15 protein-coding genes are annotated in these 17,630 nt (G+C 50.5%); 7 read left to right on the forward strand and 8 right to left on the reverse strand.

What is annotated here, in order from left to right; genetic code table 11:
- Positions 1 to 68 precede the first annotated feature (68 nt).
- A complete protein-coding gene (gene cusF, locus GFB57_RS21255) occupies positions 69 to 416 on the reverse strand; it encodes a cation efflux system protein CusF (protein ID WP_003021945.1) in 348 nt (115 codons plus the stop codon).
- 32 nt (positions 417 to 448) lie between these two features.
- Complete coding sequence (locus tag GFB57_RS21260; RefSeq protein WP_003021942.1) at positions 449 to 1,828, reverse strand: efflux transporter outer membrane subunit; 1,380 nt, start codon at positions 1,826 to 1,828, stop codon at positions 449 to 451.
- Between the two features lie 194 nt (positions 1,829 to 2,022).
- Here GFB57_RS21260 and cusR point away from each other — a divergent pair, with 194 nt between their 5' ends.
- The 5 genes from cusR (at position 2,023) to GFB57_RS21285 (ending at position 6,365) form a co-directional block, all read left to right on the forward strand.
- The gene (gene cusR, locus GFB57_RS21265; RefSeq protein WP_003021940.1) at positions 2,023 to 2,706 is read left to right on the forward strand and encodes a copper response regulator transcription factor CusR; all 684 of its coding nucleotides are present in this window, start codon (positions 2,023 to 2,025) and stop codon (positions 2,704 to 2,706) included.
- Positions 2,696 to 4,147, forward strand: coding sequence for a Cu(+)/Ag(+) sensor histidine kinase (locus tag GFB57_RS21270; protein WP_003021937.1), 1,452 nt, complete (start codon positions 2,696 to 2,698; stop codon positions 4,145 to 4,147). The genes cusR and GFB57_RS21270 overlap by 11 nt, the downstream gene beginning before the upstream one ends.
- Positions 4,148 to 4,272: 125 nt before the next feature.
- Positions 4,273 to 4,599 carry a hypothetical protein gene (locus GFB57_RS21275; RefSeq protein ID WP_003021934.1) on the forward strand — a complete coding sequence of 109 codons (327 nt, stop codon included), beginning with the start codon at positions 4,273 to 4,275 and terminating at the stop codon, positions 4,597 to 4,599.
- Between the two features lie 372 nt (positions 4,600 to 4,971).
- Entirely contained in the window at positions 4,972 to 5,478 is a 507-nt protein-coding gene (locus GFB57_RS21280; RefSeq protein WP_008319921.1) for a hypothetical protein, read from the forward strand.
- A gap of 83 nt (positions 5,479 to 5,561) precedes the next feature.
- Positions 5,562 to 6,365 (forward strand): MBL fold metallo-hydrolase, encoded by an 804-nt coding sequence (locus GFB57_RS21285; protein WP_003021931.1) that lies wholly within the window; start codon positions 5,562 to 5,564, stop codon positions 6,363 to 6,365.
- Between the two features lie 72 nt (positions 6,366 to 6,437).
- Here the strand turns inward: GFB57_RS21285 and GFB57_RS21290 are convergent, their stop codons facing one another.
- Complete coding sequence (locus tag GFB57_RS21290; protein WP_003021928.1) at positions 6,438 to 8,882, reverse strand: trimethylamine-N-oxide reductase 2; 2,445 nt, start codon at positions 8,880 to 8,882, stop codon at positions 6,438 to 6,440.
- Positions 8,883 to 8,902: 20 nt separating this feature from the next.
- Positions 8,903 to 9,997, reverse strand: a complete 1,095-nt coding sequence (locus GFB57_RS21295; RefSeq protein WP_003021925.1) for a NapC/NirT family cytochrome c — start codon at positions 9,995 to 9,997, stop codon at positions 8,903 to 8,905.
- A gap of 528 nt (positions 9,998 to 10,525) precedes the next feature.
- On the opposite strand from GFB57_RS21295, the gene uspF reads away from it, so the two are divergent.
- Positions 10,526 to 10,954: a universal stress protein UspF gene (gene uspF / locus GFB57_RS21300; protein ID WP_003021923.1), complete on the forward strand. Its 429-nt coding sequence runs from the start codon at positions 10,526 to 10,528 to the stop codon at positions 10,952 to 10,954.
- A gap of 478 nt (positions 10,955 to 11,432) precedes the next feature.
- Here the strand turns inward: uspF and torD are convergent, their stop codons facing one another.
- The 3 genes from torD to torC are packed head-to-tail and all read right to left on the reverse strand — an operon-like array spanning position 11,433 to position 15,752.
- Positions 11,433 to 12,047 (reverse strand): molecular chaperone TorD, encoded by a 615-nt coding sequence (gene torD, locus GFB57_RS21305; RefSeq protein ID WP_003021920.1) that lies wholly within the window; start codon positions 12,045 to 12,047, stop codon positions 11,433 to 11,435.
- Positions 12,044 to 14,584 (reverse strand): trimethylamine-N-oxide reductase TorA, encoded by a 2,541-nt coding sequence (gene torA / locus GFB57_RS21310; protein WP_003021919.1) that lies wholly within the window; start codon positions 14,582 to 14,584, stop codon positions 12,044 to 12,046. Before torA ends, torD begins: the two co-directional genes overlap by 4 nt.
- Positions 14,574 to 15,752 (reverse strand): pentaheme c-type cytochrome TorC, encoded by a 1,179-nt coding sequence (gene torC, locus GFB57_RS21315; RefSeq protein WP_003021915.1) that lies wholly within the window; start codon positions 15,750 to 15,752, stop codon positions 14,574 to 14,576. The genes torA and torC overlap by 11 nt, the downstream gene beginning before the upstream one ends.
- 131 nt (positions 15,753 to 15,883) lie before the next feature.
- Here torC and torR point away from each other — a divergent pair, with 131 nt between their 5' ends.
- Complete coding sequence (gene torR, locus GFB57_RS21320) at positions 15,884 to 16,576, forward strand: two-component system response regulator TorR (RefSeq protein ID WP_003021912.1); 693 nt, start codon at positions 15,884 to 15,886, stop codon at positions 16,574 to 16,576.
- On the opposite strand, the gene torT is transcribed toward torR, so the two are convergent.
- Positions 16,549 to 17,580: a TMAO reductase system periplasmic protein TorT gene (torT, locus tag GFB57_RS21325; protein WP_290366902.1), complete on the reverse strand. Its 1,032-nt coding sequence runs from the start codon at positions 17,578 to 17,580 to the stop codon at positions 16,549 to 16,551. The two genes, torR and torT, sit on opposite strands and share 28 nt — an antisense overlap.
- Positions 17,581 to 17,630 lie beyond the last annotated feature (50 nt).

Raw genomic sequence — 17,630 nt, forward strand, 5'->3', positions numbered from 1 at the left:
TCCATTGCGCGATAGTCTCACCCGCGTTCGCAAAACCCGGGCAAGAATAAAAGAGACCAACGAGAACGTTATTTACTGATGTGAATATCGCGTAACACAGAGAGATTTCCCTGCTGAACAAACGTAAACGCGACCTTATCGCCTGGCTTAATATCATCAGCCTTCGTATCGGCAACCAGTGTAAAACGCATCGTCATGGCTGGCCAGTTCACCGCAGGGATAGGATCATGCTTGATCGTAATCTTTTTACTTTCCATATCAACAGCTTCAATCACCCCGGTAGCGCTAATGAGTTGTTCCTGTTGAGCCGCTGGCTGCATATTCATCATCTCACCATGCTGATGCTCATTGGCCTGAGCGTTAAACATGATCGTAGAGAAAAGACTAAACAGCACAGCTTTGGCGGTAGTATTCATAATTGATGCTCCTGAAAGGTTAATATTAAGGATTACTCCACCCAACCGCCGCCTAAGGCAGCAAACAGCTTAATTTCATTAACCTGTTGGGCGTAATTAAGATCGAGCAGCGATTGCCGCGTAGCGAATAAAGAACGTTCTGCGTCTAATACTTCGATATAGCTAACTGCACCATTCTGATAAAGCGCTCTGGCGCGTTGTAGTGTGATTTGCAATGAATCCAGATAACGCTGCTGCCCGCTAATTTGATCGGCAATGCTTTGGCGCAACACCAGTGCATCCGCCACTTCTTTAAACGCGTTCTGAATTTTTTGTTCGTAATTCACTACCGACTGTTGCTGGCGAATTTCTGCCAGGTCGAGATTGGACTGATTACGTCCAGCGTTGAATATTGGAATATCTATTTTGGGGACAAAATTCCACATGCCGCTGGCGGCATTAAATAAACTGGAAAGATCGCTGCTACTGGACACGGAACTGGTCAACGTTATAGACGGAAAAAATGCCGCTCGCGCAGCACCGATATTGGCATTTGCCGCCAATAATCCGTGCTCAGCTTCCATAATATCCGGGCGCTGCAACAGTATTTGCGACGAGAGCGATGGCGGCAGCGTTACCGGTTTAATATCCCCACGGCTGCGCGCGTGGTCATCAGGTAATTTCCCGTATGTACCCAGCAACAGCTGCAGCGCGTTATTGGCCTGCACCAGATCACCTTTACGCTTGGCAATTTCGCTACGCGTACTTTCGATCACACCGCGCGCTTGTTCCAACGCCAGTACGTTGGTGCTACCGGTTACCAGTTGCTTCTCTACAAAAGCGTAAGAGCGCTGGTAGTTTTGCAGCGTTTCTTCAGCAACTTGCAACTGCGCGTAAGCCAGACGCTGATTAAAATAACTTTGCGACACGTTGGAGATTAATGAGATATGCACCGCCCGACGCGCTTCTTCGCTGGCAAAGAAATTCTGTCGCTCAGCTTCACTCATATTTTTTAGCCGCCCAAAGAAATCCAGGTCGAAACTAAGATTGAGTCCAGCTTCGAATTCACGATCGGTGCTGCTATCACCTTTTAATTTACCGCTGTAAGTACCACTGGAGCCAGCCGTGAGTTGCGGGTAGCGGTCAGCGTCCGTGACGCCATATTGCGCTCTCGCTTCCTGAACTTTTAGCACAGCCATACGTAAATCGCGGTTATTAACCAACGCCTCGCCAATCAGCGCCTTTACCTGGGAGTCAACGAAGAAGCTCCGCCAGCCCGTGTCCTGATATTCACCTGGAGCCGATACCAGGGCATTCTGGCTTAAAGAAAATTGCTGCGGCACCGGCAAAGCCGGGCGCTGATAGTCCGGCGCCAATGAACAACCGGCGAGCACGAATATAGCGCTGAGAGTAAGAAGCTTAAATTTGCTCATAGTTCTTCTCGTCCTGACCGGACTGATGTCTCTAAAATGTGTAGGAATTTATAGTGCTGTACTTTAACCAAGTGACTCTGTTTAACCGGTGACAGGAAAATGACAAAACTGTCATTTTCCCAATAACCGATTGCTATCCGATCTCGCTTCCCTAGAATTGAAAGTCCGCACACCAGTGCGAGAAGGAGAATGCGATGAAGGTTTTGATAGTCGAAGATGAGAAAAAAACCGGTGAATACCTGACAAAAGGCCTGACGGAAGCGGGTTTTGTCGTGGATTTAGCGGATAACGGCCTGAACGGGTATCACCTGGCGATGACCGGCGATTACGACCTGCTCATACTCGACATCATGCTGCCGGACGTAAACGGCTGGGATATCGTGCGGATGCTGCGTTCCGCCAACAAAGGAATGCCCATTCTTCTCCTCACCGCACTGGGTACCATTGAACATCGGGTTAAAGGTCTGGAATTGGGTGCTGATGATTACCTGGTTAAACCGTTTGCCTTCGCCGAACTGCTGGCACGGGTCAGAACGCTGTTGCGTCGAGGCGCGGCGGTGATTGTCGAAAGCCAGTTTCAGGTCGCGGATTTAATGGTCGATCTGGTCAGCAGAAAAGTTACCCGCAGCGGTACGCGCATCACTCTGACCAGCAAAGAGTTTACGCTGCTTGAGTTTTTCCTGCGCCATCAGGGGGAAGTTTTACCCCGCTCGCTGATCGCCTCCCAGGTCTGGGATATGAATTTTGACAGCGATACTAATGCCATCGACGTCGCCGTTAAGCGTCTGCGCGCCAAAATTGATAACGATTATGAGCCGAAACTGATTCAGACCGTGCGCGGCGTGGGATATATGCTTGAGGTTCCTGATGGCCAGTAAACGATGGCGGCGCCCTTTTTCACTGGCGACACGACTAACCTTTTTTATCAGCCTGGCGACAATTGCTTCATTTTTCGCCTTTGCATGGATAATGATCCACTCCGTGAAAGTCCACTTCGCCGAGCAGGACATCAATGATTTACAAGAGATTAGCACCACGCTGGAGCGGATTATTAACCAGCCTAACGAGCCAGAATCACGCCGACTGGAAACGCTAAAAAATGTGGTGGCGGGTTACTCGAACGTCATTATTTCTCTGGTAGATAGCAACCAGAAGGCCATTTTTCATTCGCCCAATGCGCCGGATCTTCGGCAATTTATCGCCAGCGCAAGGCCGGATAAAAATGCTCATGCCAGCGACGTTTTTATTATCTCAGGCCCTACACTGCAAACCTCCAGACATATCCACGGACAGAAAACATCGTCTAACTGGCGAATGATTCGCCTGCCGGTAGGAAAGCTTGCCGATGGAAAACCAGCGTATACGCTGTATCTGGCGTTATCGATCGATTTTCACCTGCACTATATTAACGATCTGAAAAACAAGTTAATTATGACGGCTTCGCTGATTAGCATCATGATTGTTTTTATCGTGCTGTTCGCCGTATACAAAGGCCATGAACCGATCCGTAATGTTAGTCGTCGCATCCAAAATATCACCTCGAAAGATCTCGATGTCCGTCTCGATCCGCAGGCTGTGCCTATTGAACTGGAACAACTGGTTAGTTCGTTTAATCACATGCTCGAACGCATCGAGGACGTATTTAAACGTCAGTCGAACTTCTCGGCGGATATTGCCCATGAGATCCGCACGCCAATAACTAACCTCGTCACCCAAACGGAAATTGCGCTCAGCCAGACCCGCAGCCAAAAAGAACTGGAAGATGTGCTGTATTCCAATCTCGAAGAGTTTGGCCGTATGTCGAAAATGGTGAGTGATATGCTGTTTCTGGCGCAGGCAGATAACAATCAGCTGATCCCAGAAAAAAAAGCGCTCAATCTGGCTGATGAGGTCGGTAAAGTGTTCGACTTTTTCGAAGCCTGGGCGGAGGAGCGTGAGGTTGGTTTACGGTTTGAAGGACACGCATGCTGGGTTTCAGGCGACCCATTAATGTTACGCCGGGCAATGAGTAACCTGCTGTCAAATGCCATGCGCTATACGCCAAAGGGTGAGTCGGTAACCGTGCGGGTGAAAGAGGCGGATGACCTGGTCCAGATAGTCGTTGAGAATCCCGGAACCCCCATTCCCCCGCAACATCTTCCGCGACTCTTTGACCGCTTTTATCGAGTGGACCCTTCACGGCAGCGTAAAGGCGAAGGCAGCGGTATTGGTCTGGCGATTGTGAAATCGATTGTGATTGCCCATCACGGAAAAGTCTCGGTAACTTCCAATCCTTATGTCACTCGCTTTATTCTGACGCTTCCCAAGCACGCGATGTAATTTATGGTGATGACGCTTATACCTGTCATCACCTATTCTCTGACACAACCGTCATAATCCTGTCACGCCACTGACAGCCCCTATTAATTATACTTTCTTCCGTAAACCCAAACAGGAGAAATATGATGAATAAGATGTCCTCTTTTTTAGCTATCGCGTTTTTTATTTCAGCTGGCGTTAATGCGGCAGAAACACCTAAAGTGCATCAACAGGCCGCAATGGCTCATGAAATGATGAATAACAGTGATGCCTCTGCGCATCAACAAATGGCGCAGGCACATGCCTCGCAGGCAAATAATTCATCGTCAACACCAACCAATGCGCAATCATTTTCACAAATGAATGAACATGAAAAAGCAATGGTTGTTCACCAATCAGTAAATAACGGCCATTCATTTGCCCATGAGATACAGGCCGAGCAGCACCGCGCACAGATCTCCACTCAAGGGTAAAGACGAACTGTATTGACGACAATATCCATAAATACGCTAAGTTTGAATATTGTGGACTACTCTCCCCGTGCAGGCCTGTTTATATACGGGCCTGCATCCTTGTTCATCGTTAATGTCAATATTAATAATTCATTAAATCTTCTATTAAAAAGTAAAAACCTTTTAACCCTCCATTCAGATTGTATAAAAATCGTAAATCAACTACTCATTATGTTGCGTATCACAACATTTATCACCTCACCCTAATTATAAATTAGGATTTTCCCTGGTATGCGTCGTTAATATTTAATGGGAGACTGCCGTCGTCGTAAAAATGACAGCCAAAAAGTTCGTATTCCTATAAATAAACTTAATGATGATAGTGAGTGAAAAATGAATAAACGTCTGCTGACCCTCCTGGTCCTTGGCCTGACAACGGCCACAACGGCATGTGCAATTACCCCGGCAATGCAGAAAAAGTATGAACGTTCAGGTTGTACGCAAATGAGCGAACTCAATGGTTGTGATGTGAACAAATCCTATCAATGGAACCACGATCATGGCTTTATCGAGAACGATAACAGCCAGCAAAATCGTCATCATCGCCATGGTGAAGAGCAGCAAAATACCACAGGCCGGGATAACCACGATAATGCGGGTATTGATGGCAAATTCAGCGGAAATTACGTGGCCAAATTTGCCAATGGTCAACGCAGCGTTGATATTCACGTCGAAGATTCCAGCGTTTACGTCAACGGTAAGGAAGTGCGTGACGTAAATACCTATAAGGATACGATGACCTTCCGCGTCGGTTATGCCACTTACACCATTAAATCAAATGGTCGCGGTAGCTGGAATGACAGCGATGCAGGAAACGCTGGCAAAATTGTGCGTGAATAACAGATATCGCTAAAGAGCGCTGCGATCACAGCACCCTCAAAAGCCATGCATTACAGTATGCCGTTTTAATACTGGAGTCAGACATGGCTTTGACCCTCACGGTGCTGCTTGAAAACCGACGTGCTGCTGGCGCTGGAAAAACATTACTGGCAAAGCCTGGATTAAGTCTGTTAGTTCAGGATGAAACGACCACAATATTGTTTGATACCGGGCCGGATGGCAGCTTCATGCATAACGCTGCACAAATGGGCGTGGACCTGACGCACTTAACCGCCGTGGTGCTGTCGCACGGCCATTACGATCACTGCGGCGGCGTGCCGTGGCTTGCGGATAACAGCCGTATCATTTGCCATCCCCAAATAGCCTGTGAACGATACGCCTCAGTTACTGTTGCGGGAACACCACGAAAAATTAAAAAACTCTCGCGTGATAACAACTACTCTCGATTCATCATGGAATACACCCGCGAGCCGCTGGCTATCAGCGATCGCTTTTTGTGGTCCGGGGAAATTAGCGTCCCCACGCCACAGTCCTATGGTGTGATTAGCGAAAAAACACTCCAACCAGATTACATCAGTGACGAAGGCGTGTTGATCTATAAATCTGAACGCGGGTTAGTCATCATTACTGGTTGCGGGCATCGGGGAATAGAGAACATCGTACGCCACTGCCAGAAAATCACAGGGGTTAACCAAATTTATGCCCTGGTCGGTGGGTTTCATTTACGTGCAGCCTCCCCTGCTAAGCTATGGCGGACCCGACAATTTATTAAGCAACAACAACCCGAAAAACTGCTCGGCTGTCATTGCACTGGTTCATGGGGTCGATTGTGGCTACCGGGAACTGACGCACCGGCAACGGGAGATGTGATTGAACTGGCTGAGTAACAACAGTAAAACGCTGCCCAAACAGTAATAAAAAACGGGAGCCTTACGGCCCCCGTTTATCAGCCATCATCATTACATGGTGACAATTGCTGGCTCATCAAAGACGGTAAGTTTTGGCGCTTCACCGGTGAATTTTTCTGCATATACCAGGCTGGTATTCCCCGCACAGCCATTCGCCAGCCGTGAGGTTGGGATATCCGCCGTCAGCACGTTCGCGCCGCCATTTTTACAGATACCGTTTTCAATATCCGGCCATGCGCCTTCATGGATACAGATAATTCCCGGTTTGATACCGTCGCTGACGTGCGCCCCCACCAGAACCTGTCCGCGAGCATTCCATACACGAACCAGATCGCCCTCGACAATCCCTCTGGCTTTCGCGTCATCCGGATGAATCGTCACTGGTTCACGATTGGCAATCGCGTATTCTTTACGCAGCGACGCGTAGTTCAGCTGGCTATGCAGACGATGTGCCGGATGCGCCGTCAGTAGCTGCAGCTGATCTTTATCCGCAGTTCCTTTCCATTCATCCGGTTCAATCCAGGACGCATGCGGCGGACAGTCTTTATACTGATAGCCTTCAATCGTTTTCGAGTAGATTTCTATCTTGCCGCTCGGCGTTCCCAGCGCATTCATCACCGGATCGCTGCGGAAATCCGCGTAGCGCACATATTTGTTATTCTTTTCATTCTCACGCATTTCGATCAGTTTATTCTGCTGCCAGAACGCGTTGAACTGAGGCATGGCGACACGCTGGGCGCGGGCGGCTTTTTGCGCAACGTCATAGAACTGCTTCAGCCACGCCATTTCGTCTTTGCCTTCGGTGTAGACCGCCTTACCACCCGGCTTGAGCATCTCAGCCAGATCGGCAAATACGTCAAAATCACTACGCGCTTCAAACTGCGGCGCGATGACCTGCTTCATAGGCACCAGATGCTGGTTACTGTAATCACCGGTCATGGTCAGATCGTTACGCTCAAACGAGGTGGTGATTGGCAGAACAATATCGGCGTGTTTGGCCGCTGCGGTCCAGTAACACTCAGAGATGACAACCAGTTCAGGCTTCTGCCAGGCTTTGATTAAGCGGTTGGTATCCTGATGATGGGTAAAGTTAGCGCCACCCGCCCACCAGATCATTTTGATATCCGGGAAGGTTTGCTCTTTACCGTTATGCTGATATTTGCCGCCTGGGTTTTCCAGCGCCTCGACAATTCGCGCTACCGGCAGGCTGGTCACCGCATCAGAAACCGCCCAGTCGTTGCCAGCAGATGATCCCCCCTCAATTTTGGCGGATATTGCTGGCAATACCCCACCGGTGCGTGTTGGGTTACCGCCGTTAGAATAGTGATAAGAGAACCCGAAACCACCACCTTCGGTACCAATTTGCCCCAGCATCGCCGCCAGAGTCACCAGCATCCAGTGTTTTTGCTCACCGTATTGCTGACGCTGAATCCCCCAGCCTGCCATGAGCATGGTTTTGTTGCTGGAGAAAATTTCCGCCAGCTTTTCCAGTTGCTCAGCAGGCACGCCACACACGCCAGATGCCCACTCGGCGGTTTTCTCAATTTTGTCGCTCTTGCCGAGCAAGTACTCTTCAAACTGCGGATATCCGGTGGTGTATTTTTCCAGGAAGGCTTTGTCGTGAAGATTTTTCTTCACCAGCGTGTGGGCGATCCCTAACATCATCGCCACATCGGTCCCCATATGTGGCGCAATCCAGGTCGCATTATCACCAAAGAACTCGATGGTTTCAGAACGCATCGGGTCGATGGCGATGACGCTTTTCCCTGATTTTTTCAGCAGATTAAAGTATTCAATCCCCTGTTCATCCGTGCTGCTCCAGGCAATTTTGAGGGTATTGAGCGGGTTCATCCCCCACAGCACCACGACCTGACTGTGCTCTAGCACCATCGGCCAGGTGGTTTGCTGCTCATAGACTTCGACCGATCCCACAACGTAAGGCATGATCACCTGCGCTGCCCCGGTTGAATAATCTCCGGTATGACCGGCGTAGCCACCGGCCATGCTCATATAGCGTTGCAGTAGGGTTTGCGCCTTATGCAGAACACCGCTAGAGCGCCAGCCATAGGAACCGGCAAATATTGAGGACGGGCCATAGCTGCTACGGATCCGGCTATGCTGCTCGTGAATGAGCTTCAGCGCTTGTTCCCAACTCACGCGCACGAAAGGATCGTTACCACGTTTACCATCCGCTTTACCCGGGTTTTCCAGATAGCTTTTACGCACCATCGGATACTTAACGCGGATATTGGTATGAACCTGATCCGGCGCGGTTTGCTGTAATGAGTTCGGCACCGTTTTCGGCAACGCACCTTTTGAGGAAACCACTTTGCCGTCTTTGACTTCCACGTATACCGCACCCCAACGTGCTGCCGTCAGGATTGCCCCACCATTCTGGCCTTCGGCCCAGGCCGGCATTGGGATCACCGAAGAAATCGCCATTGTCCCGGTTGCCGCGCCAGCCGTCTTGATAAAGTCACGTCTTGTGAGTTTCATGATTTCTCCTGATTTATCGCTTATTTGTTCATGTCTTTCGCGTTGTACTGGAAGTAACGGCTCAGGATATCCAGTTCGTTTTCACTGATATTGGTACGAGCACCCATCCCTTTTGCCACAGAAGGCCAGGCGTTGAGCGTGAAATGATTCGCCGGAATTGGCGCATGACAACCCGCGCAGTACACATTGTCGAGTTTGCGTGCGTAATCCCACATGGGTTCGCGGCTGGCGAGAGCGGAACCGCTCCATTCGCCCTGCAGCACGACATCTCGCCACGCATTGCCGTAGTCATCTTTTTTCCAGTCGGAGAGGATCTTCAGCGACTGCTGACCTTTTTCACTCAGGCTGGCAAGAATCAAACGCTGCCCTGCTGCGTAGTAAATAACCTGTTCACTTCCCTGCATCTGGCTACCGCGAATCTCGACCAGTCGCACGTTGTCCGTTGTTTTCAGAACCTGCATTTTTGTTGCCGGGTAAACGGTTCCCAGATCGCCAAGCGCGGTATTGCTTACGGCATAAAGCTCAGTTGCCGAGGCTGGAGTAGAGGCTGACTGCGTTTCAAGCCCTTTAAGCGCACTGTCATCCATTTTTATTTCAGGTGGGAAATGGGCGACGCCTTTATGGCAATCAATACAGGTTTGCTTTTCCGCGATGCCCATTTTGTGCATCTTCTGGGCATCCGCGCTTTGTGCAGCAAGATCCATGGCGTCCATACTATGGCAGCTACGGCAGGTCGCAGAATCACTCGCCTTGAGCTGTGCCCAGACGGTTTGCGCCATCTCCAGACGATGTTCTTCAAATTTTTCCGGGGTATCGATTTTTTTGGTTATGAACTGGTGATAAACATCTTTTGAAGCCCGCAGCTTAGCCACCAGATAATCCAGCCCGCCCTCCGGGATATGACAGTCCGCGCACTCTGCGCGAATGCCTTTCTGATTCTGGAAGTGAACCGAGCCGGTATATTCCTCGTAGGGTGCCTGCATCGTATGGCACGACAAACAAAATTCCGTGCTTGAGGTTTTGTGCAATGTCCATTGCCCTGCCAAAACAATAACTGCACCAAGAACAATGCACAGCAGCATCGTCCATATGATAGTTTTATTTATTTTTCTCATCTTTTATTTCCATCAGACGAATACCCTTTTAGAGGTAGACAATAAATATACTAAAGCAGCTACTTATTGATATTCATCAAGCGAAGAGAGAAATAAGAATCAGCCAACGGGTAAGTTTGAAGGGGCTCGCATAATTAATGAGAACGAAATGTAAATATCAAATTTCGTTTAAAATTAGAATATTAAACCAAACATAAAGCTTGATTAACTATTAATTACACAAACATCAGAATAAAAGTTTGATAAAGATTAAAAGCTGCTGAAATTAATCCCTTGGTGGCAATCGTTATATAATTAAATATATAATGAAAACACATAAAAAAGAACCCTTTTCTGTTTTTTGATTACACGTATTAATGAAGATACCTGTCTTACAGTTTTGCTCACATATACATATACGGCCAGACATGCGACACACACATTTCATTGACGCACATTTATGCACGTAACCTTGATCTGGTCACTTATTATACAAAGACGACTTTCGCTACACTCAGAGTAGAGGTAAACAAACAGGAGGTAGTGAATATGTATCGCTCAATTCTGGTGCCCATCGATATCTCTGAAACCGATTTAACTCGCCATGTTGTTCCACAGGTTCAGGCGCATGCCAAAACCGCGAAGGTTCACTTTTTAGCCGTTATTCCTACCGTTCCGTTCTATGCCTCGCTAGGGCTAGCCTACTCTACCGAATTTCCGGACAGAAGTGGTCTGCAGGCCAAGGCCAGCGAAAAACTCGAAGAGATTATTAAGCAGTTCAATATTCCTGCAGGCAGGAGTCAAACTCATGTCGTTTACGGCCCGCCGAAGGATCAGATCCTCAAGTTGGCAGAGGCGGTGGACGCCGAGCTTATCGTCATCGCCTCACATAAACCCGGTTTTAGCACTTATCTGCTGGGTTCAACGGCAGCAGCCGTGGTACGCCACGCGAAATGTCCGGTGCTGGTTGTACGGTGAGAGGATTAAAACGGGAGCGAATGTGCTAATGCCATTCAGTTCACGAAGATGAATGACCATGGAAATAACTGAGAGTGGAACAGCCATAACGAGGTCATCGCTTCAACGCCCTGATTTCCAGTTAAATCTGTTTTGCTGTTCAGCGATTTTCAAATAAAAGCGCAAGAGGTCAAGTGTGGACTGGTCCGGCTGAAAATTGCCGACGTGTTTCCGTAAGGCCGGGAGAACCCGCAGGGATGCGGGTTCAGGGCGCGTTTTACAGGGATGTTGCCTCGCGCCCGGCCCGGTAGCCTGAAGGAATAAGCGGAGGGTATTGCGCAGCAACAATTTTCCCGCCGGGAGCCGGGATTGTTAAGGGTACGGCGATAGTACCCTTAACACGTTCACAGGCAGTATCGTTTCAGAGAGGTGAAAAACATAAGGTGAACGTAGCAATACGACGGAGGCAACAGATTCATTACCTCCGGATGTGCTGCTCTCAGCGCTGATTATCCAGCCTGACCAATGCCAGCAACAGCTGGCTCAGTGCACCATAGAAACCAAAGTCATCATACCGACGGCATTTAGTGGTGAACTCCGGTAACCAGCGTAACAGCCCTGCCAGCGTTTCTCTGCGCAACGCATCAACCTGCTGATGACGCGGTCCTGCCTCTGCCAGGGAAAAATGCAGATGGCTCAGCAGTTCGATAAAAATCGCCAGATGATCGGCTGACTCGCTAAACGTATCGCTTACCTGCATGCCCGCATCAGATAATAGTTGTTTAATGACCCCATAGTTTGGCCCTCCTTCAAGATGAGCCGACGCATAGGGTAACGCCGCGTGTTTATCCGACATCAGGAACAGGCTGCAAAAATCAGCTGCCAGTTCCAGAGTAGCGTCTTCACGCGCCTTCAGCGCAGCAATTTTTTCCTCCAGCAAAAGGACCTGCGCCTCAAGCAGCGGCTCACCTTTGAGCACCGCGAACCACTCAGCCATTTCGCTGGACTGTAAAAGCGCCAGGCTTTCATCGTCCCGCTCCCGGGAAAACAACTGCGCCAACCAGGCGTACACGCAGGCCATTTGTTCTGTTGTCAGGGAAAAGTGTTTCGTCATGACGTCACCTGCTCAGCCGGGACATATTCACACTGCGCCACCATTTTTATCGGGCCACTGAACGCCGTCACGTTATCCACCTTGCCGGTATACTTCTCAATTTCCACCAGCGTAGTATGGGCGCTGGTCGCCTGCGCCAGCTGAGACGTGCCGATATCTATCGTTAACACGTTCGGATTGCCGTATTTACACAGCGCTCCGATTTCTCCACCGTTATCAGGATCGTACCAGGCACCTTCATGGATGCGCGCCACGCCCGGCGAGTAGAGATCGGAGACAACCGCCCCGGCCAGCACTTGTCCACGCGCGTTAAATACACGAACTATATCGCCGTTGCGGATCCCCCTGACGCTGGCATCCTGCGGGTTGATAAACACCGGCTCTTTGCCACTTACCGCATAATGCTTACGCAGCGCTTCGGACTCGCAGAGCTGTGAATGCAGACGGAAATCCGGGTGCACTGATTGCAAATGTAGCGGCCAACGCTGCGATCCGGGTCCTCCGTGTGAGCGTTCGATTTTCTCAAACCACATCGGATGCCCCTGGCAATCGTCATATTGCATATCGGCAATGGTTTTCGAATATATCTCGATCAAACCGCTCGGCGTGCCCAGCGGTTCAAGGTCGGGATCTTCACGGAAGGCCTGATGACGAACAAACATCTGCGGATGTTCGAATTCAACGTACTCTTGCTGATTCCAGAAAACGTCGAAGGCCGGAAGATGAACGCCGCGTCCCTTCCCTTGCTGGCTTCCTTCCTGCCAGATGCGCTTCAACCAGCCCATCTCATCCAGCCCTTCAGTGAACGCTTCTTCACGGTTAAAGCGGCGGCAAAGATCGCGGAAAATATCGAAATCATTACGCGCTTCAAACTGCGGCTGCACCAACTGCTTCATGGCGATAATTCCGCGGTTGGAGTGGTTGCCATATTGGTCAAGATCGTTACGTTCAAACTGGGTCGTCGCCGGCAATACGATGTCGGCGAATCGACAGGTCGACGTCCACTGATTATCGATGGCGATGACGGTTTCCAGCTTACGCCACCCCTCAATAATGCGATTAATCTGCTGGTGACGATGGAAAGGGTTGGTCCCGGCAAAAACGCACATCTTCAGCGGCGGTAACTTAACGGTTTTGCCGTTCCAGTTAATGTTTTTGCCCGGCTCCAGAATCGCATCGATAAAACGCGCGATCGGAATAGTACTGCTGTAGCCCTTATAATCGGTGCTGTCATGCACAGGAGGCACGGTGGTGGAGCCAGAAAAACCGCTCAGGATAATCCCTTTACGCCCCGGGGTGCCCGCACCGTTGTAATGCCAGCCAAAGCCAAAGCCGCCGCCGGGTAAACCGATTTGTCCGAGCATCGAGGCTAGCACCACGATCATCCACGCCCACTGTTCCCCATGCTGCATACGCTGCACGCACCAGCCGGCAATAATTTGCGTTCTGCCGCCCGCCATCTGCCGCGCCAGTTCACGAATCGTATCTTCATCAATTCCGCAGATTTTTTCCGCCCACTGGGCATCTTTAGGCTGTCCGTCACTTTCGCCCAGCAGATAAGGCAGAAATTGCTCAAACCCAACGCAGTAGTTATCGAGGAAATGCTTATCGTAGAGCTTCTCGGTATACAGCGTGTGTGCCAACGCCAGCTGTAGCGGCACATCAGCCTGCGGGTTCACGGCGATGTGCTTAACCTTGTCGCGGCCCAGATAGTCATGCGTTGAGGTGACGACCGGGTCAACGCTGATGACCGAAATCTCACCCCGCGCCACTTTATCCTTCAGTTGCTCGTAGTATTCGTAGACATCATGATCCGGACACCACCAGTTCGCCTGCTGGTTTTTGATGAGATCGGAACCCCACAGCACAATGGTTTTGCTGTTTTCTAGTACCAGCGGCCAGGAGGTCTGCTGCTCATATACCTCCATTGACCCTACCACGCGCGGCAGAATGACCTGAGCGGCGCCGGTGGAATAGTCTCCCCCGGTACTCACGCTGTTGCCATGCAGCGCAATGGCACGTGCCAGCATCCCGGAAGCATTGTGGAACATCCCGGTCGATTGCCAGCCGCTGGCAGTCAGCAGCGCGCTCGGACCATAGGTCTTCTGAATGCGTTCCAGCTCCTGGTAGAAGAAGTCCAGCGCTTCATCCCACGAAACGCGTACAAAGCGGTTATCTCCGCGCTGATTGGTATCGCTCTGATGGCGCTTACGCAACCAGTCCACGCGGACCATCGGGTAGCGAATACGCGCTCCACCGTGTACGTGATCCGGGAGTCCAGCGATCATTTTTGACGGGTATTTATCATGCTCAAACGGTTTGGCCTCAATAAAACGACCATCAACCACGGTGGCACGGATAGCCCCCCAGTGAGAACCGGTCAGAATCCCCTCTTTGACGCCAGTGCCCTGGACTTCTGCGGCGTTGGCGCTACGCGGCGTGAGCAGCGAAGGCCCTAACATACCAGCTACGGTCAAGCCCCCCAACTGCATTAGAAAACGTCGGCGAGATGCCTGAAAGAGATCGTTATTTTTCATTGCTTTCTCCCTTATCGCCATGCGGCTTATCCGTAGTGTCAGAGGCATTCATCTGCAAATATTTCAGTAAGGTACGTTCTTCACGTTTATCCAGACTGGTAAAGCCAATCATGCCGTTCAACGTGCCAATCCAACCGTTAGCATCAAAGTGTTCTTTCTCTGGCGCGCCGTGGCATTGGTTACAGGTTCCGTTATAGAGCGAGTCGGCATAAGCCCAGATAGGTTTGATGTCGTTGACCATATCGCCCTTCTGCATCCAAGCGGTGGCCTGCAATTTACTCCATGGCGTATTCGTTTCCGCAACGGTGGTTTGCTCCAGCGTCTTCACGTGCTGCTGGATGTCGCCACGAATGGAAGCCACAAAAATGCGCTTGCCCGGCAGTTGCGCCAACACGCGCTGACGCCCATTACTCTCGGTCCAGCCCACAATTTCAATTTGCAGCCAGTCACCGTCACGCTTTAACACTTTCACTTCAGAAGCGGGTAGCAGTGATCCTGCAGGTTCTTTATCACCTTTGGCGGCATAAATAGGTTTGATGTCCAGAGAGTAGAGCGTCTCGCCATCGTCGTTTGCATTGGCGCGTAACTGGTCAAACTGCTTACGGAAACCGCTACTCATATCGGGAAGCTGATGCGCAATACCTTTATGGCAGTCGATACAGGATTGGTTGTCCTTGGCCGCAATCTTCATCTGGCGCGCAGCTTCAGGATGTTGTTTAGCGTGGTCCATCGCATCATAGTCATGACAAGAACGACAGGTCGCGGAGTTGTTCTCCTTCATTCGCGCCCATTCGCGCTCCGCCAGCTCAGCGCGTTTGGCTTCGAATTTCTCTGGAGTATCAATAGAGTGGGCAACAAAGGTTTGGTAAATATCGTTGCTGGCCTCCAGCTTACGTTTCACCATGCCTGGAATATCGGATGGAATGTGGCAGTCATGACATTCTGCGCGTACCCCGGAGGCATTCTGAAAATGCGCAGACTGTTTATATTCTTCGTAAACCGGCTGCATACTGTGGCAGCTCACGCAAAACTCGGTAGAACTGGTTAATTTAATACCAACGTGCGGCAAGACGATCAGCGCAATACCGACCACAATCCCGATAACGACCAGCGCCAACACTGACCAACGTGCGCTCGGTCTGAGCAGCGCCCTCCATAGTTTCCGCATAATAGCCCCTGTAATCTTATGGTTTAGTTACAGAGGATCTTATTTCTCAAATGTGAACAGCAACACTGGTCAGGATGAATGACTTACGGCACAATGTGAACAGATATGAACAGAAAGAGCACGCCATCAGGATGTCGCATCACATTGTAATTGTTGAAGATGAACCCGTCACCCAGGCGAGGTTACAGGCATACTTTGAACAGGAGGGTTACCACGTCTCGGTCACCGCCAGCGCTACAGGCCTACGTGAAATCATGTCACAACATCCTGTCGATCTTATTCTGTTGGATATCAACCTCCCGGACGAAAATGGCTTAATGCTGACCCGTGCCCTGCGCGAACGCTCAACGGTAGGGATCATTCTGGTGACGGGTCGTAGCGATCAAATTGACCGGATCGTTGGCCTGGAAATGGGTGCTGATGATTATGTCACCAAGCCGCTGGAGCTACGTGAACTGGTGGTTCGGGTTAAAAATTTGCTCTGGCGTATCGATCTTGCCCGCCAGGCACAGCCGGAGACCAAAGATAACTGCTATCAGTTTGCCGGATACTGTCTGAATGTCTCCCGGCATACTCTGGAGCTGGGCGATGAGACGATCAAACTCACCCGCGCCGAGTATGAAATGCTGGTCGCCTTTGTCACCAATCCGGGGGAAATTCTCAGCCGCGAACGTTTACTGCGTATGCTTTCGGCACGACGGGTAGACAATCCAGACTTACGCACCGTGGATGTATTGATCCGCCGTTTGCGCCATAAGCTACGGGCTGATTTACTGGTGACGCAGCACGGCGAAGGTTATTTTTTAGCGGCCGACGTGTACTGATACAGATAAACCGGACGGAACCCGCCAGGAGAAAGTGAGCGCTGAACATGCTGGCTGTCGGCATTTTTCGGGGTGAGCACCAGGATCGGCGGACTGATATTTTCCGGCACCGGTTGCCCTTGTAATACTCTGATAGCCTGTTGAATCGCCAGTTCACCTTGCCAGACCATTTGATCGCTGGCAGCCATAATGATTCTTTCGCGTTTAAGTCCGCGATACACCTGATGCGACAGGTAAAAAGAGACCACGGTTAGCGGCGTCCCCTGATTCCGCTTCTCTCCCATCGCTGCCTCCGCAGCAATTGCTGTACCGGCAACCACATCGACATCCGGGTGACGTTCAAGCATCTCTTGTAACAGGTTGCGCTGAACTTCAATATCATTATCCCCCAACGCCACATCCACGATCTGCACCTGACTACCGGCAATCGCCTGACGGAATCCTGCCACCATTTCGCGGCTGCCTCCGGCGTCATCAGGTCCGGGCAATAATAAAACCTTTAACGGTTTTCCCGCGCTCCACTTAACCAGATAGCGGCCTGGCTGGTAACCCATCTGGAACCATGGAACTCCAACCCGTGCTTTCACCGTCGGATCGTGTATCGCATTCACTACCTCAATGACCGGCAACGTACCAACCTGCGCCTGCAAATCCGGAAAAGTCGTTGTGCTGCTGCCCAATAAAATGGCATCCGCGCCCCACTGCTGGCACTGGGCGATTTGTGTTTTTTGCGTGGTGAACTGACGATACCCTCCCGCCTCAAACACCTTCAGGCTTACTCCATATTTTTTTGCCGCCTCAAGCATGCCGTAATTCACGGAGAGCCAATAGGAATCCTTCAGGCTGGGATACAACGCGCACAGTTTCCAGACTTTGCTTGCAGTAACGTCCGTCTGCGGCACCGAGACTGACTGCCGGGTATCCTGCCAGAGCAGCAGTGCAGACCCGGCCGCGTGACTTAAGCCGGGAAAAAGTGTGATAAGCAGGAAAACCAATACGCGCATGATAGCCTCAACATTGATAAGGCTTTATCCTAGTTGCTTTCCTCTTTTGG

Origin of the sequence: Citrobacter sp. S39 (assembly GCF_009495675.1) — a bacterium.
Classification (GTDB): domain Bacteria; phylum Pseudomonadota; class Gammaproteobacteria; order Enterobacterales; family Enterobacteriaceae; genus Citrobacter; species Citrobacter freundii.

Coding starts and splice junctions, on each gene's coding strand:
- torA (WP_003021919.1), bottom strand. CDS start 14,584: ATGAAAAATAACGATCTCTTTCAGGCATCTCGCCGACGTTTTCTAATG.
- GFB57_RS21290 (WP_003021928.1), bottom strand. CDS start 8,882: ATGAAACTCACAAGACGTGACTTTATCAAGACGGCTGGCGCGGCAACC.
- torD (WP_003021920.1), bottom strand. CDS start 12,047: ATGACGAAACACTTTTCCCTGACAACAGAACAAATGGCCTGCGTGTAC.
- uspF (WP_003021923.1), top strand. CDS start 10,526: ATGTATCGCTCAATTCTGGTGCCCATCGATATCTCTGAAACCGATTTA.
- GFB57_RS21280 (WP_008319921.1), top strand. CDS start 4,972: ATGAATAAACGTCTGCTGACCCTCCTGGTCCTTGGCCTGACAACGGCC.
- GFB57_RS21270 (WP_003021937.1), top strand. CDS start 2,696: ATGGCCAGTAAACGATGGCGGCGCCCTTTTTCACTGGCGACACGACTA.
- GFB57_RS21295 (WP_003021925.1), bottom strand. CDS start 9,997: ATGAGAAAAATAAATAAAACTATCATATGGACGATGCTGCTGTGCATT.
- GFB57_RS21285 (WP_003021931.1), top strand. CDS start 5,562: ATGGCTTTGACCCTCACGGTGCTGCTTGAAAACCGACGTGCTGCTGGC.
- cusR (WP_003021940.1), top strand. CDS start 2,023: ATGAAGGTTTTGATAGTCGAAGATGAGAAAAAAACCGGTGAATACCTG.
- GFB57_RS21260 (WP_003021942.1), bottom strand. CDS start 1,828: ATGAGCAAATTTAAGCTTCTTACTCTCAGCGCTATATTCGTGCTCGCC.
- torR (WP_003021912.1), top strand. CDS start 15,884: ATGTCGCATCACATTGTAATTGTTGAAGATGAACCCGTCACCCAGGCG.
- torT (WP_290366902.1), bottom strand. CDS start 17,580: ATGCGCGTATTGGTTTTCCTGCTTATCACACTTTTTCCCGGCTTAAGT.
- GFB57_RS21275 (WP_003021934.1), top strand. CDS start 4,273: ATGAATAAGATGTCCTCTTTTTTAGCTATCGCGTTTTTTATTTCAGCT.
- cusF (WP_003021945.1), bottom strand. CDS start 416: ATGAATACTACCGCCAAAGCTGTGCTGTTTAGTCTTTTCTCTACGATC.
- torC (WP_003021915.1), bottom strand. CDS start 15,752: ATGCGGAAACTATGGAGGGCGCTGCTCAGACCGAGCGCACGTTGGTCA.